Source organism: Ruegeria sp. BB6 (genome assembly GCF_056539385.1).
On record NZ_JBQFUW010000001.1, the window covers coordinates 729,087 to 743,864 of the forward strand.

Annotated in this window: 14 protein-coding genes; 4 read left to right on the top strand and 10 right to left on the bottom strand. The window is 58.2% G+C overall.

Annotated features, from left to right (window positions below; translation table 11 throughout):
• Positions 1-2: 2 nt before the first annotated feature.
• The 4 genes from edd to ACR0B7_RS03600 all read right to left on the bottom strand — a co-directional run bounded on the left by edd (position 3) and on the right by ACR0B7_RS03600 (position 6,921).
• Positions 3-1,808 carry a phosphogluconate dehydratase gene (gene edd / locus ACR0B7_RS03585; RefSeq protein WP_480680923.1) on the bottom strand — a complete coding sequence of 602 codons (1,806 nt, stop codon included), beginning with the start codon at positions 1,806-1,808 and terminating at the stop codon, positions 3-5.
• Positions 1,809-1,810: 2 nt separating this feature from the next.
• Positions 1,811-3,256, bottom strand: coding sequence for a glucose-6-phosphate dehydrogenase (zwf, locus tag ACR0B7_RS03590; protein ID WP_170484593.1), 1,446 nt, complete (start codon positions 3,254-3,256; stop codon positions 1,811-1,813).
• 137 nt (positions 3,257-3,393) lie between these two features.
• Entirely contained in the window at positions 3,394-5,637 is a 2,244-nt protein-coding gene (ptsP, locus tag ACR0B7_RS03595) for a phosphoenolpyruvate--protein phosphotransferase (RefSeq protein WP_170570087.1), read from the bottom strand.
• A gap of 45 nt (positions 5,638-5,682) precedes the next feature.
• On the bottom strand, positions 5,683-6,921 hold the full coding sequence (locus tag ACR0B7_RS03600; protein ID WP_170386410.1) for an aspartate kinase: 1,239 nt from the start codon (positions 6,919-6,921) through the stop codon (positions 5,683-5,685).
• A gap of 165 nt (positions 6,922-7,086) precedes the next feature.
• On the opposite strand from ACR0B7_RS03600, the gene ACR0B7_RS03605 reads away from it, so the two are divergent.
• Positions 7,087-7,440 carry a hypothetical protein gene (locus ACR0B7_RS03605; protein WP_170414376.1) on the top strand — a complete coding sequence of 118 codons (354 nt, stop codon included), beginning with the start codon at positions 7,087-7,089 and terminating at the stop codon, positions 7,438-7,440.
• Here ACR0B7_RS03605 and ACR0B7_RS03610 read toward each other — a convergent pair.
• From ACR0B7_RS03610 to ACR0B7_RS03625, 4 genes are all read right to left on the bottom strand, one after another.
• Positions 7,437-8,075 carry an SDR family NAD(P)-dependent oxidoreductase gene (locus ACR0B7_RS03610; protein ID WP_170484589.1) on the bottom strand — a complete coding sequence of 213 codons (639 nt, stop codon included), beginning with the start codon at positions 8,073-8,075 and terminating at the stop codon, positions 7,437-7,439. The two genes, ACR0B7_RS03605 and ACR0B7_RS03610, sit on opposite strands and share 4 nt — an antisense overlap.
• 2 nt (positions 8,076-8,077) lie before the next feature.
• The gene (locus ACR0B7_RS03615; RefSeq protein ID WP_170576690.1) at positions 8,078-8,533 is read right to left on the bottom strand and encodes a DUF1178 family protein; all 456 of its coding nucleotides are present in this window, start codon (positions 8,531-8,533) and stop codon (positions 8,078-8,080) included.
• Positions 8,534-8,799: 266 nt separating this feature from the next.
• On the bottom strand, positions 8,800-9,543 hold the full coding sequence (locus tag ACR0B7_RS03620; RefSeq protein ID WP_170484585.1) for an EcsC family protein: 744 nt from the start codon (positions 9,541-9,543) through the stop codon (positions 8,800-8,802).
• 53 nt (positions 9,544-9,596) lie between these two features.
• Positions 9,597-10,091, bottom strand: coding sequence for a GNAT family N-acetyltransferase (locus ACR0B7_RS03625; protein ID WP_170570081.1), 495 nt, complete (start codon positions 10,089-10,091; stop codon positions 9,597-9,599).
• A gap of 72 nt (positions 10,092-10,163) precedes the next feature.
• Here ACR0B7_RS03625 and ACR0B7_RS03630 point away from each other — a divergent pair, with 72 nt between their 5' ends.
• Positions 10,164-10,769: a flavin reductase family protein gene (locus ACR0B7_RS03630; RefSeq protein ID WP_170484581.1), complete on the top strand. Its 606-nt coding sequence runs from the start codon at positions 10,164-10,166 to the stop codon at positions 10,767-10,769.
• A 131-nt stretch (positions 10,770-10,900) separates the two neighbouring features.
• Here the strand turns inward: ACR0B7_RS03630 and ACR0B7_RS03635 are convergent, their stop codons facing one another.
• On the bottom strand, positions 10,901-12,535 hold the full coding sequence (locus tag ACR0B7_RS03635; RefSeq protein ID WP_170576691.1) for a SulP family inorganic anion transporter: 1,635 nt from the start codon (positions 12,533-12,535) through the stop codon (positions 10,901-10,903).
• A 280-nt stretch (positions 12,536-12,815) separates the two neighbouring features.
• On the opposite strand from ACR0B7_RS03635, the gene ACR0B7_RS03640 reads away from it, so the two are divergent.
• Together ACR0B7_RS03640 and ACR0B7_RS03645 are read left to right on the top strand one after the other, a co-directional pair.
• Positions 12,816-13,688 (top strand): S-methyl-5'-thioadenosine phosphorylase, encoded by an 873-nt coding sequence (locus ACR0B7_RS03640; protein ID WP_170386391.1) that lies wholly within the window; start codon positions 12,816-12,818, stop codon positions 13,686-13,688.
• A gap of 139 nt (positions 13,689-13,827) precedes the next feature.
• Positions 13,828-14,457 carry a LysE family translocator gene (locus ACR0B7_RS03645; RefSeq protein ID WP_170484577.1) on the top strand — a complete coding sequence of 210 codons (630 nt, stop codon included), beginning with the start codon at positions 13,828-13,830 and terminating at the stop codon, positions 14,455-14,457.
• A gap of 4 nt (positions 14,458-14,461) precedes the next feature.
• Here ACR0B7_RS03645 and ACR0B7_RS03650 read toward each other — a convergent pair whose 3' ends face one another.
• Positions 14,462-14,635, bottom strand: a complete 174-nt coding sequence (locus tag ACR0B7_RS03650) for a hypothetical protein (protein WP_170386384.1) — start codon at positions 14,633-14,635, stop codon at positions 14,462-14,464.
• Positions 14,636-14,778: the final 143 nt, after the last annotated feature.

Here is a 14,778-nt window from a genome sequence, read left to right on the forward strand (position 1 = left end):
AGTTAAACTCCGAAAATACTGGCACCAGTGTCGGCGGACCCGACATTCTGGCGGAACGCACCAAAGAGGTCGCGGCCGACGCCGTGCTGGTTTGCCGAAAGGTCTGCGGTTGCCGGGGCGCGGTCAAGTACGCCCGGAGTCATGATCTCCAACTCTCCGCTGACCGCATCAACACGCAGGATGTCGCCATCCTGTAAACAGGCGATTGGGCCGCGATCGAGCGCCTCGGGCACGACATGGATCGCAGCGGGGACTTTGCCCGAAGCCCCGGACATCCGGCCATCGGTCACCAAAGCCACCTTTTGCCCCCTGCCCTGAAGGATCGAAAGCATTGGTGTTAGTGAGTGCAGTTCAGGCATCCCGTTGGCTTTCGGTCCCTGAAAGCGGACAACAACGATAACGTCATCCGTGAACTCTCCGGCCTTGAAAGCTGCCTTGACCTCCTCCTGATCGTGGAAGACACGTACCGGAGCTTCAACCACCTGATGCTCGGGCGCGACGGCGGACACCTTCATGACGGCGGTGCCCAGATTTCCGGTCAGGCGCGACAAGCCACCCGTGGGCTGGAACGGATCCTTGGCCGGGCGCACGATCTTTTCGTTCAGGCTGTGCCCGGCGCCTTCTTCCCAGACCAGTTCACCCTCTTTCAGCTTGGGTTCTTTGGTATAGTTGTGCAGCCCCTGACCAGCGACCGTCAGCGTATCGGGATGCAGCAGGCCATCTTCGAGCAACGTGCCGATGCAGTAGCCTAGGCCCCCCGCTGCGTGGAAATGGTTCACATCAGCCAGACCATTTGGATAGACCCGCGCGACCAGCGGGACCACGGCGGAGATGTCCGAGAAGTCCTCCCAATCCAAAACGATACCTCCGGCACGCGCCATGGCGATCAGGTGGATCAGCAGGTTCGTGGACCCTCCGGTCGCCATCAACCCGACAATGCCGTTCACAAAGGCGCGTTCGTCCAGAATTTGGCACACAGGCGTATAGTGATTCCCCAACGCGCTGAGCGACAGGGCGCGGCGTGCTCCTTCCTCGGTCAGTGCATCGCGCAAGGGCGTGTTCGGGTTGATAAAGCTAGAGCCAGGAAGGTGCAGGCCCATGAACTCCATCAACATCTGGTTCGTATTGGCGGTGCCATAGAAGGTACAGGTGCCCGGCCCGTGATAGGCGGCCATTTCCGCCTTCATCAATTCGTCGCGGCCGACTTCTCCGGCGGCAAACTGCTGACGAACCTTGGCTTTTTCGTCGTTCGGCAGGCCACTTGTCATGGGGCCGGCAGGCAGGAAGACCGCCGGCAGATGACCGAACGCCTGTGCGCCGATAACCAGCCCCGGCACGATCTTGTCGCACACCCCAAGAAACACGGCGGCGTCATACGTGTTGTGGCTCAGCGCGACACCGGTGGCCAACGCAATCACATCGCGCGAGAACAGCGACAGTTCCATCCCCGCTTCGCCCTGCGTGACGCCATCGCACATGGCGGGAACGCCGCCCGCAACCTGCGCCGTTCCACCCGCCGCGCGGATCGCATCACGGATCAGCGCCGGGTAGCGTTCAAACGGCTGATGCGCCGAAAGCATGTCATTATAGGCGGTGACGATGCCCAGATTGCCAGCCGTTCCAGTTGCCATGGGTTGCTGATCTTCACCTGCCCCGGCATAGGCATGAGCCTGACCGCTGCACGACAGGTGCCCACGGGCTGGCCCTTTGGATTTGGCCTGCTCCATCCGCTCAAGATGCGGGCCGCGCAGATCGGCGCTGCGGTCGACGATGCGCCGGGTGACGTCGGTGATGACGGAATGTACCATGATTACCCTCCGATCTGACGCCAGCGGCGTCCATCGCGATGCATCAGCATCAATGCTTCTTCGGGCCCGGAACTGCCCTGATCATATTTGGACGGACGGTCGCCCCGATCTTCCCACCCCTGAATGATAGGATCGACCCAAGCCCATGCAGCCTCGGCCTCATCCCCGCGCATGAACAGGGTTTGATCACCCCGGATCACGTCCATCACCAGCCTCTCATACGCGTCCTGAGCACGCGCGTCCGTGCCCAGCGCTTCGGCAAAGCTCATATCCAGCGACACATCTGACAGGCGGAACCCACCGGGACCGGGGTCTTTGATGGTGGTGCGCAACGTGATGCCTTCGTCCGGCTGCAACCGTATGACCAGCACGTTGCCACGCAAAGGGCCGACATTGGGGAAAATCGTATGCGGCGGATCACGGAAGAACACAGCGATTTCGGATTCGCGCGCACGCAGACGCTTACCGGTTCGCAGATAAAACGGCACTCCGGCCCAGCGCCAATTGCCAAGATGCACCTTCAGCGCGATATAGCTTTCGGTCCGGCTGGCCGGGTTGCCGACGTGATCCAGATAGCCGTCCCCTCCCTTGTCGGTGCGGTATTGGCCGCGCGCGATATCCGAGGGGTCCACGGGTTCCAACGCCTCGATAACCTTGACCTTTTCGTCTCGTACCGCATTGGGGGAAAACTTGGACGGAGGCTCCATCGCGGTCAGACACAACAACTGGACAAGGTGGTTCTGCACCATATCGCGCATCGCGCCGGACTGATCGTAATAGGCCCCGCGCCCCTCTACGCCGACGGTTTCTGCGACCGTGATCTGCACGTGGTCAACATGGGTCGAGTTCCAGAGCGGCTCGAACAGAGAATTGGCAAAGCGCAGAGCCATGAGGTTCTGGACCGTTTCCTTGCCCAGATAGTGGTCGATGCGATAAATCTGATGTTCTTCAAAACAGGCGCGCAACCCTTCGTTCAGCGCCTTGGCAGAATCCAGATCATGTCCGAACGGTTTTTCCACCACAATTCGGCTGTCTGGTGTTGCCAGTCCGTTATCATTCAACCGCTGCGCAATGCCGGAAAACAGGCTGGGCCCCACAGACAGATAGAACGCGCGCACCACGTCGGGGCGCAATGTGTCCGCAAGATCCACCCAACCTGAATCACCCAGCGCATCAACGGGGACATAGTCGACCCGGCTGAGGAACCGGTCCAATACGTCCGCTTTAAACTCGGGCGCATAATTCTTCATCGACGCGCGAATCTGCTCTCGGAAAGCATCACTGTCTATGTCCGACCGGGCTGTGCCGATGATACGGGCGTCTTCGGGCATTTGGCCTACTTCAAACCGGTGATAGAGGCCCGGCAAAATCTTACGCTGCGCCAGATCACCCGTTGCACCGAACAACACCAGGTCGAACGGATTTACCGGAATTACGCGTGAAACCATCTGCAGGCTCCTTCAAATCTGACCCGAACATCATAACATCGTCTACGCACAGCATGCATGATGCGGGTCATGTTATCGCTAACATTTGCGGTCTGAATAGGGAATGCAGACGCAGAAAGCAAGCCCGGATCAGACCATCACCCCTGATTTCGCAACCACTCCATGACCGATGGCCGAACGGATTGCTCTCCTCTGTGGCGTGCATCTGCAATGATCTTGCGCAACGATTGCAAATCCGCACGCAACAGAACCGTTTTGACCGGCCCGATTGACGCCGGACGCATAGATAGCGACCTGATACCCATTGCAGCAAGGCACAGCGCTTCGACCGGGCGTCCCGCATCCTCACCGCAAAAGCTAAGTGGTGTATTGGAAATGTTGCAGCGCTCGACAATACGTTCGATGAAACTGAGGAAACTGACGTTCAGAGTATCGTACCTACGGCGCACCAGTTCATTTTCTCGGTCAGCGGCAAAGAAGAACTGCTTTAAGTCGTTGCCCCCAATGGAAACGAAGTCCACTTCGTCAAAGAACTTCTGCGGAGCGAAAGCCAATGACGGAGTTTCAAGCATTGCGCCCACTTCGATCTTTTCGGGCAGGACATGCCCCAGACGCTTTTCGCGCTCGATCGTCTTGTTGACTTCCCACCGCGCTTCGCGGAACTCATCCGCCTGCGCCACAAACGGGAACATTAGCGTCAGGGGCCGACCGTTGGCCGCGCGCATCAGGGCTTGCAACTGCATCCGCATCACACCGCGCTTGTCCAGTCCCACCCGGATCGCACGCCACCCCAATGCAGGATTGGGCTCTTCCACGTGCTTCATGTAGGGCAGAACCTTGTCCGAGCCGATATCCAGCGTTCGGAACACCACACGCTTTTCCCCTGCTGCGTCCAGAACGCGTTGATATTGCGTAACAAGTTCCGACCGTTTGGGCATTTGGTTTCGGATCAGGAATTGCAACTCGGTTCGGAACAGGCCCACGCCCTCGGCCCCGGAATTTCCCAGCGAAGGCAAGTCCGCCATGAGGCCGGCATTCATCACAAGATTGATGCGTTCACCATCCCGCGTGACCGTCGGGGTATCCCGGATCGAGGCATATCGTTCCTGCGCCTTGGCCTGCATCGCGATCTTGTCACGAAATGCGCTGACGACCGTGTCTTCGGGCCGCAGATGAACGGCGCCCTGATCCCCGTCCACAAGAATATGATCGCCGTTCAGCGCCTCGGTCGTGATCCGACCGACATGCACCACCAGCGGAATCGCCAGTGCGCGAGCCACGATCGTCGCATGGCTGCCGACTGATCCTTCCTCCAGCACGATCCCCTTCAGAGATCGGCCATATTCCAACAGATCACCGGGGCCGATGTTACGCGCAATCAGGATCGGATCGGGTGGTAGGTCCGCCCCGTTTGTACTGCCCTGCCCGGTGAGAATACGCAGCAAGCGGTTGCTGAGGTCGTCCAGATCGGCCAGCCTCTCGCGCAGGTAAGGATCGGTGACCTGCCCCATCCGCGCACGCGCCTGCGACTGTTCCTTTTCAACTGCTGCTTCGGCACTCAGGCCGCGAGCGATGTCCTCCTCCATCCGGCGCATCCAACCTTTTGAGTTGGCGAACATCCGGTAGGCTTCCAAGACCTGTAGCTGTTCAGTGTCACCGTCCTTGGAAATCTCAAGCATCTTGTCGACGCCTACGCGCAGCTCATCCACCGCTTCGGTCAGGCGCTCGCGTTCCCGGTGGGGATCATCTGCGATCGGGTTCGTGACCACGACGCGCGGTTCATGCAGCCAGACATGCCCTTCGGCAGACCCTTCCTGCGCCGGGCCTCCCATAAGCTGCACAGATTGCTGGTGGCGCGGCGACAACGCGGCACCTTCACCCACGAACGCACCCAGCTCGGCCATTTCAGCCAGAACCATCGCGACAACTTCAAGTGCATAGACCTCGTCAGCAGAGTATTCCCGTGCATCACGGGACTGCACAACCAGAACACCCAGTTTTTCGCCCAGACGCTGGATCGGCACGCCCAGAAAAGACGAAAACCGCTCTTCGCCAGTTTCCGGCATGTACCGGAACCCCTTAGCCGAGGGCGCATCCGCTGTATTGACCACTTGACCCGACTTGGCCACACGACCGACCAGACCTTCGCCCATACGCATCCGAGTCTTGTGAACCGCTTCGGGCGACAAGCCCTCTGTGGCGCACAGTTCGAGCGTATCCTCATCGCGGAACAGGTAGATCGAGCACACCTCAGCCTGAATGCTATCAGCAATCAGGTGCGTTATCCGGTCAAGACGTTCCTGACCGGCGGCCTCGCTCGCCATTTCTTCGCGCAGCCGCCTCAGCAGCTTGCGGGATTCTGTTTCGGTGCCGTCCGCCATGGCCCACCCAGATTAGTGCGTCAGGCGAGACCTTGGCTGAAATGCTCAGGCCGCCTTGTCCAGTTCAAAGGCATCATGCAGTGCCTGAACCGCAAGTTCCATGTATTTCCTGTCCACAAGCACGGAAATTTTGATCTCAGAGGTTGTAATGACCTTAATGTTGATCCCCTCATCCGAGAGAATCTTGAACATTTTTGCCGCCACACCGGATTGCGACCGCATCCCGATCCCCACGACCGAGACCTTGCAGACGTCTTCATCCGCAACCAGTTCAGCGTAGTTCAGCTCACCAGCGTCCTTGATCGCCAACAAAGCCTTTTCCGCACGCGCCACCTGATCGGTTGGGCACGAGAACGTCATGTCCGTGCGCCCTTCGTCCGAGATGTTCTGAACGATCATGTCCACATTTACGCCCTCATCGCTGAGCGCGGTAAAGATGGTCGAGGCGATACCGGGACGGTCCGCCACGGATACGACGGTCATCTTCGCTTCGTCACGGGAATAGGCAACACCGGCCACAACATTGGATTCCATGATATCCTCCTCATCGACGACCAGTGTACCGGCCTCGTCGGATTGTTCTTCAAAACTTGAGAGAACGCGCAGTTTCACCTTATAGCGCATCGCCAGCTCGACCGAGCGGGTCTGCAGCACCTTGGCCCCCAGCGAGGCCAGTTCGAGCATTTCCTCGAACGAAATCCGGTCCAGCTTGCGCGCCTTTTCACAGATGCGCGGGTCGGTGGTATAGACGCCGTCCACATCGGTATAGATATCGCAGCGTTCGGCCCCAAACGCCGCAGCAAAGGCCACAGCGGTGGTGTCCGACCCACCCCGACCCAGCGTGGTGATACGCCCTTCGGGGCTGATTCCCTGGAACCCGGCGACGACGGCGACCTTCATACCCTCATCGAACTTCTGGGTCAGGTTCTCGGTCGGGATTTCCTCGATCCGGGCCTGACTGTGGGCGCTGGTTGTCATCAGCGGCACCTGCCAGCCCTGCCAACTGCGTGCAGGGATATCCATCTCTTGCAACGTCAGGGCCATCAGACCGGCGGTCACATTCTCACCCGAAGACACGACGGCATCATATTCGCGCGCATCGAACAGCGGAGACGTCTCATTCACCCAGCCAACCAATTCGTTGGTTTTGCCCGACATGGCCGACACGATGACAATCACATCATATCCCTTGGCCACTTCAACGCCGATGCGTTTCGCCGCGCGGCGGATACGGTCAAGGTTGGCGACCGAAGTGCCGCCGAATTTCATCACGAGTACGGGCATGGGGGCTGGTGTCTCCGCGCCTTGGAATTCAGGTTTCGTGCGTCTTATGTCAGGGGGACCCCAAGGGCAAGTGTCCAAAACCGTTTAGGTGCTTGCGTTGGATCGCTTTACATCGGATCACGGGGGTGTCAGCTTGCCTGCATCAGATTTCTCAAGAGGTTTCCCATGTCACGTTTCATCCTCGCTTTAGCTGTCCTTTCAACGCCCGCTCTGGCACAGGAAACCACGCTGGCCGGAACCGATGGCAAGAATTCGTTGGGCACCATCCCTTGCGCGACCGTTGCAGGCGACGCCCTGCGTAGCTGCAACGCCGAGCTCAGGCGGCGGGACGATGGCGGCGCAACGCTGGCCGTGGGCATGCAGAACGGTCAGGTGCGCAACATCTATTTTACGAACGGCATCCCGGATTCGACAAATTCCACCGCAAAGCTCAGCTATGAAACACGCGGCGACATCCTGGTCATCTTTGTTGAACCGGGCGAAGTCTACGAACTGCCCAAAGCTGCGTTGAGTGACTAATACGCGTGCGGCCGACCGTCATAGGTTTCAAAACAACCCGTCGTGTTCCGAGACAGGGCTGAAAAACGGTCAATCAAGCCATCTGCGGCCTCGTCCACGGAAATGGCGGCCGCCGCTCCGCCCATATCTGTCTGCACCCAACCCGGATGGTAGATTCCCACAGCGATCCCGTCGCCACGCAGGTCTGCGGCCAGATTCCGACCCAGATTAAGCGCAGCCGCCTTCGATGCGCGATAAATATAGCTACCCCCCGGCGCGTGCGTATGCGACGCCATTTGCGAGGAAATGATCGCTATTTTACCCTGCGACGCGCGTAGATTGGGCAACAGAGACTGAACGGTCAGGAAAACACCAGTCACATTGGCCGCAAAGGTCTGAGCCCACATCCCGGCGGGATAGCCCTCAATACCTTCCGCCTTGTCCAGATACACACCGGCATTGCAGATCAGAAGATCAACGGGCCGATCGCCCAGTTGCGTGGACATCGCCGCGTGGTGGTCAGTGTCGGTCACATCCAGAACGACATCGGCGCTGCCATCCCGCGCGGTACCCGTCACGTCGTGGCCCTGCGCCAGATACCGATCTGCGAGTGTTTTTCCGATCCCTCGATTGGCTCCGGTAATCACGATATGCATGATCAGTTCGTCTTCCGGCTAGGCAGGAAAGGTAACGGAGCGACAGGCACACCATCTTCGATCAGGGCTTTGGCTTCTTCCGGCTTTGCCTCGCCATAGATCGACCGCTCTGGTGCGTCCCCCAGATGCATTTTCCGAGCCTCGCTTGCAAAGTCCTTGCCGACATAGTCCGAATTTTCCTCAACCTTGCGCCGCAGCTCGCTCAAAACCTGCTCAACATCCGGGGTTGGGCTTGCCATATTCACGGCTTCTTCGGATGGCGCTGTGGTTTCGGTCCGCGCCTCAACACTGCGGGCAGAGCGAACGCGCGGGGTCATGATCGCCTTTTCGACCTGCGCATCGCCGCAAACAGCACAGGTCACCATACCAACAGCAGCCAGCTTGTCGTAAGCCGATGCCGACTGAAACCAGCTATCAAAGGTGTGCCCCTTGCTGCATTTCAAAGCGTATTGAATCATGGTCCGTCCAGAGTTCGATTGCCAAATAGATACTGACCCGCAAACCAATAGCAAGGCCCGTTGAACCCGCGACAGTGCGCAAAAAGCGATACTTTGCGTAAAAACTCGGCGAGATCAAGCGAATGAACCCGAGCAGCGGCCTGTTGCGGCGAAAGCCACGCGCGCCGGCGTTCATGACATTCAGGATAGAGTAACTTCGTCGAGCGGACCGAAAGTGGAAACAAGTCTGCCACATGAAGCGTTTTATTCCAAGAACTTAGAGAAATTCACATGCGGGCCGCCAGCTTTCGGACCAGATCATCATGCGGAATATCGGCATCCAATGCCAAACGCCGCAAGCCAAAATGGACGCGTGCGATCTGTTGGTAATACCGGGTGTAGACAAAATTTGTCCCTCCACCCGCAATCGCCCCCAGAACAGGGACAGACTGCGCAGCCAGTTTCTGCCCCAAGACAACGGATAGTTTCGGCGCAACGGCAGCGATCAACCGCTGCATCGCGGGGCCCGTCAGGGTCAACCGTACCGAGAAAAATCCAATATCCGCGCCATCGTCAAAAGACAACGGACGAGCAGCGGACAATACGCGGACACAGTCGAATTTCACTCCATCCTCAGAAGGGTTGAACCCCTCTTGCGCGGCAGCCCCCTGAATGGCGCGCAACAACATGGTTGTCGTGGCTGGCAACTCCATCAAAGCGGTTGAGACGCCGCCAATTCCTCCGGCCGCACCCATCGCCGTTGTCAGCGCAGTGTTGACCCAAGGCTGCTGATCCGGCACAGCCCGGCGAGAGCTTTCCGCCGCGTGCATTGCAATCCACAGCGCCTGCTCGGTTGCCCCTGTCAAACCTTGCCTGACCGATGCCGGCAATTGTTCCAACAGGGATTCAGCCGAACCCCCGAGACTGTTCAGCAGCTTGATACCCGGCCCTCCGGCAGACCTGTAGTAGCGGGCCAAGCGGTCAAGTTCGGCTTCGGCGTCCAGTTTTTCGACAAGAACCACGTCCTGCATACGTTCCCTCCTGCCCTAAAAACATTGGAACTTACTCTTGCGGATTCAATAGCTCACCGCGTCCAACGTGTAACTGGACCGATCACACCACGCCAAACACCCGGCTCCAGTTCCGCGCCCAGAACGCGGTCAGGGTTGGTAGGAGGAGGCATCTCCACCCCATTCAGACGCGAGAATCCAAAGCGCGCGTAATAGGGTGCATCTCCGACCAACATGACCCGCTGCCAGCCCATGTCGCGCCCGGCCTGCAACCCCTCGTGGATCAGGAAACCGCCTAGCCCCTCACCCTGATGGGTTGGGTGAACTGCGACCGGTCCCAACAGCAACGCGTCGTCACTTCCCACATGAACGGGCCAGAACCGGATCGCCCCCGCCAGAATACCCTGCGCGTCGCGTGCCACCAAAGACAACCCGGACACCGGCGGAACATCATCTCGCAGGCGATAAGACGACAGCGCCTCGCGGCCGGGCGCAAAACACAGGTCATAAAGCGCCTCAACCTCCCACCAATCGTCCGGCTCTTCCGGCCTGATCCCGAATTGCTGCACGCCTGCCCTCTTTTCCTTGCTGGAATTTGGCCTAACACTTCGTTACGCCTTGGGCAAATGCTTGGAGACCATATGTTCTATCGCCCCGAAGATGGCCACGGCCTGCCACACAACCCCTTCAATGCTATCATCACCCCCCGCCCCATCGGATGGATTTCTTCGCGTGATGTCGACGGGATAAACAACCTTGCGCCCTACTCGTTCTTTAATGGGGTCGCCTACACGCCCCCACAGGTCATGTTCGCAACGACAGGCACAAAGCACGATCAGGACAGCGGAAAAGATAGCGTCGCCAATATCGAGGCAACAGGGTTCTTCTGTGTCAATGTCGTTGCCCACGCGCACAAGGACGCAATGAACGCCAGTTCAGCAGGGCTCGCGAAACACGTTGACGAATTTGAGCACGCGGGTCTTGCCTCGATAGAATGCGAAACGATCCCCTGCGCCCGTGTTGCGGACGCACCTGCAGCGCTTGAATGCAAACTGACGCAAATCGTCACCCTCCCAGGAGCGTCCAACCGTGTTGTGTTCGGAGAAGTTACCGGCGTGCATCTCAGGGACGATTGCTTGAAAGACGGTAAGTTTGACATAACGACGTTCCAGCCGCTCGCCAGACTTGGATATCGGGACTATTCAGTCGTGACCGAGTTGTTTTCGCTGAATCGACCTGATGATTGATGGCGCAGGGGGCGCTGCCCCCGCCACCCTTCGGGTGACTCCCCCGGGATATTTTCAGCCAGATGAAGTACGGATCCCCAGCTTCATCTGGCCCCAAATATCCCGGAGCGCGAGGCAGAGCCTCGCAAAACTTAGTGACCGCCGAGAACACCGGTACGAACTGAGTAGTCGACGGCAAGCTCGTAATCTGGGTCATCGTCACTGTCGATCATGAGGTGACCGGCCTTATTCAGCAGCTTGTGGCAGTCGCGACTGAGGTGACGCAGCATGACGCGCTTGCCTGCCGCTTCATACTTAGCCGCAATATTTTCTATCGCTTGCAGCGCTGATTGATCCACGACACGGCTTTCGGCAAAGTCTACAATTACGGTTTCCGGATCGTTCGGAACGTCAAACAATTCGACGAACCCATCTGACGATCCAAAGAACAACGGTCCCTGGATTTCGTAGACTTTCGCACCCTTTTCTGTAGCGGATTCGCGGGTAATCGCATGGATGCGTTTGGCGTTGTTCCAAGCATAGGCCAGCGCCGAAACAATCACGCCCACGACAACAGCAACTGCCAAGTCCTCCATAACAGTTACAACTGTAACCAGGACAATGACAAAAGCGTCCATAAGGGGCACCTTGCACATGATATTGAACGAGTTCCACGCGAAGGTTCCTATAACGACCATAAACATCACGCCGACCAGTGCCGCCAGCGGGATTTGCTCGATCAGGGGCGAGGCGAACAGGATGAACACAAGCAGGAACAGCGCGGCCGCGATACCAGCGATGCGAGTCCGGCCTCCAGACTTAACGTTGATCATAGACTGCCCGATCATGGCGCAACCACCCATACCGCCAAAGAACCCCGTGGTCACATTCGCCACGCCCTGTGCGATACATTCTTGCGATGCTCCTCCCCGTTTGCCGGTAATTTCGCCAACCAGGTTCAAGGTCAACAAAGACTCGATCAAACCAATGGCCGCCAGAATGACGGCATAGGGCAGAATGATCTCAAAAGTTGCCCAATTCAGTGGCACCATGGGGATGTGGAATGCGGGAAGGCCGCCTTCGATCGAAGCCAGATCGCCCACACGCGGCACCTCCAAGCCAAGGCCGATGACAAGCGCGGCAACGACGACGATTCCAGCCAGCGGCGCCGGGACAACGCGCGTAACGCGCGGCATGATCCAGATCACGGCCATTGTCAGCGCGACTAGCCCAAGCATCGTATATAGCTGCATTCCTGACAGCCATTCACCGCCGTTCATTCCGTGGCCCGTATTTTCCATTGTGCCGGGCACTTTGAACTGGCCCAACTGAGCCAGAAAGATCACAATCGCCAAGCCGTTCACAAAGCCCAACATTACGGGATGGGGCACCAGCCGGATGAAACGCCCCCAGTGCATTGCCCCAGCTATCACCTGAAGGATGCCCATTAGTACAACGGTTGCGAACAGGTATTCCACGCCGTGCTCTGCCACCAGCGCCACCATCACAACGGCCAGCGCGCCAGTCGCGCCCGAGATCATACCGGGCCTGCCACCAATCAGCGCTGTGATCAGACCGACCATAAACGCCGCGTACAAACCGACCAGCGGGTGAACACCTGCGACAAACGCAAAAGCGACCGCTTCGGGGACCAGCGCCAAGGCGACTGTCAGACCCGACAGAAGCTCAATCCGCAGACGCGAGGCAGTAAGCCCTTCGTCCGGCACCCAACGCAGGTCGGGTTTCGCAATACGTGAGGCAAAGCTGGCCAGCATAGCTCGGGGCATGAGTGGGTCCTGTAGATTGGTCTGTTCGCGCGAAAGGGGTCTTCTACCTGTGATCCGGCCTCTGAGCCACCGCAGCAGGCGGGAGGCTGCCATGCAATCTGCGCATACCTTGGACTTTTCGTGCAATACCCCGAGTGTTATTTTGCGCGACAAACCGCCTTGGAGGGGACATCGCCGGGCACGCAACTTGTTGAACACCAACTTGCTGGCATTGTTACTTGCCAAATCTGGCGACCGAGCGCACAAATCCTTGAACACGCACCATAATCGGAGAAATTCAGTGAACCAAACCAAGATTGCCGTCATCGGCGGATCAGGCATCTACGACATCGACGGGTTGCAGAATGCGGAATGGGTCACGGTTGAAACGCCTTGGGGTGAACCGTCGGATCAAATCCTGACAGGATCACTGAACGGCGTTGAGATGGCATTCCTTCCACGCCACGGCAGAGGGCATGTGCATTCCCCGACCGAGGTGCCTTATCGCGCGAATATCGATGCATTGAAACGATTGGGCGTAACCGATGCGATCTCGGTTTCGGCCTGCGGGTCGTTTCGCGAACATATGGCACCGGGCGATTTTGTGATCGTTGATCAGTTCATCGACCGGACATTCGCACGGGACAAGAGCTTTTTTGGGACCGGATGCGTCGCCCATGTCAGCGTTGCCCATCCGACCTGCCCGCGCCTGTCGGATGCCTGCGAAACTGCCGGCAAAGCCGCAGGTATCACCGTTCACCGTGGAGGCACTTACCTGGCAATGGAAGGGCCGCAGTTCTCGACCCTTGCCGAATCCAAAATGTACCGCGAACAGTGGGGCTGCGATGTGATCGGAATGACCAATATGCCAGAAGCGAAGCTCGCTCGTGAGGCCGAGATTTGCTATGCGTCCATCGCCATGGTCACTGACTATGACAGTTGGCACCCCGACCACGGAGAGGTCGATGTGACAGCCATCATAGCCACGCTGACCGGCAATGCCGAGAAAGGCCGTGCGCTGGTCAAGCAGTTGCCCGACCTGCTAGGCACGGACCGGTCCCCGTGTCCGCATGGCTGCGATCGGGCGCTTGAATACGCGATCCTTACAGCACCGGAAAAACGGGATCCGGCGGTACTGGCCAAACTGGATGCGGTTGCCGGGCGGGTTCTCTGAAACCGCGAGGATCACACCGGGATGTGCTTTGCAAAGCAAGCGGTAAGCACGCTTTCTCCCGGGTCAGCTACCAAGAAGGTCTTGACCTTGCCCCGCGAGCCGGGGCTAGGTGCTGAAAACACAATGACGGATTTTTTCGATGCCCATTGACCTTTGGCTGGCTTTCGTCGCCGCATCAACTGCATTGCTACTGATCCCTGGCCCAACCGTTCTTCTGGTTCTCAGCTATGCTTTGTCGAAAGGCCGCAGCGTCGCTGTCGCATCGGCCACAGGTGTCGCGGTCGGCGATTTGATTGCGATGACAGCTTCGCTTTTGGGCTTGGGCGCACTGGTTCTGGCATCGGCCACTTTGTTCTCGGTATTGAAATGGGTGGGGGCTGCCTATTTGATCTGGCTTGGCATCAAACTCTTGCGTAGCGCTCCGTCAGGGGGATTGAAGGCGGTTGAAACCGGGCGCGATGTCACTGCGCGCAGTGTCTTTGGCCACGCCGCCGCCGTTACCGCGCTAAATCCCAAATCCATCGCCTTTTTCATCGCGTTCGTGCCGCAATTTCTGCGCCCCTCAGACCCGTTGGGACCACAGTTCGCTATCCTGATTGCTACATTTGTTGGGTTGGCCTGGCTAAATGCACTGGCCTACGCGCTGCTTGCCGATCGGTTGCGACTGATGATCGGGCGCGCCGAGGTCATCTCGGGAATGACCCGTTTCGGAGGCCTGACACTTGTCGGCATGGGTGTTGCAACAGCAGTCCTGCGGCGCCCGGCCTAACCCGTCAATCCTCTGCGTTTTCCTTCATGAAACTGCGAATGAACCGCCGTATTTCCCGTGCGGCCGAGGTGTCCAGTTCTTTGCACAATTCGACAAAAGCGTCACGCTCATCTTTGTCCAGACGCAAAACCAACTGACTGTTTTTCTTGGTAGACCCCTTACCGTCCTTCTTTCCCACGCGCCTTGTCCCCGTCCAACACTTGATTCCAAAAGCGATGCATTGTATATACATAGCATAGAGGTTGTAATTAACGAGCACCTAACAATAAAAAAGGATTATGGCAATGAACCTTCATACAGCCCAGGCGTTTCTGTTGCGGG

Excerpts from the sequence above, each read along its gene's own strand:
- edd (WP_480680923.1), bottom strand. The coding sequence starts at position 1,808 with ATGGTACATTCCGTCATCACCGACGTCACCCGGCGCATCGTCGACCGC.
- zwf (WP_170484593.1), bottom strand. The coding sequence starts at position 3,256 with ATGGTTTCACGCGTAATTCCGGTAAATCCGTTCGACCTGGTGTTGTTC.
- ptsP (WP_170570087.1), bottom strand. The coding sequence starts at position 5,637 with ATGGCGGACGGCACCGAAACAGAATCCCGCAAGCTGCTGAGGCGGCTG.
- ACR0B7_RS03600 (WP_170386410.1), bottom strand. The coding sequence starts at position 6,921 with ATGCCCGTACTCGTGATGAAATTCGGCGGCACTTCGGTCGCCAACCTT.
- ACR0B7_RS03605 (WP_170414376.1), top strand. The coding sequence starts at position 7,087 with ATGTCACGTTTCATCCTCGCTTTAGCTGTCCTTTCAACGCCCGCTCTG.
- ACR0B7_RS03610 (WP_170484589.1), bottom strand. The coding sequence starts at position 8,075 with ATGCATATCGTGATTACCGGAGCCAATCGAGGGATCGGAAAAACACTC.
- ACR0B7_RS03615 (WP_170576690.1), bottom strand. The coding sequence starts at position 8,533 with ATGATTCAATACGCTTTGAAATGCAGCAAGGGGCACACCTTTGATAGC.
- ACR0B7_RS03620 (WP_170484585.1), bottom strand. The coding sequence starts at position 9,543 with ATGCAGGACGTGGTTCTTGTCGAAAAACTGGACGCCGAAGCCGAACTT.
- ACR0B7_RS03630 (WP_170484581.1), top strand. The coding sequence starts at position 10,164 with ATGTTCTATCGCCCCGAAGATGGCCACGGCCTGCCACACAACCCCTTC.
- ACR0B7_RS03635 (WP_170576691.1), bottom strand. The coding sequence starts at position 12,535 with ATGCCCCGAGCTATGCTGGCCAGCTTTGCCTCACGTATTGCGAAACCC.
- ACR0B7_RS03645 (WP_170484577.1), top strand. The coding sequence starts at position 13,828 with ATGCCCATTGACCTTTGGCTGGCTTTCGTCGCCGCATCAACTGCATTG.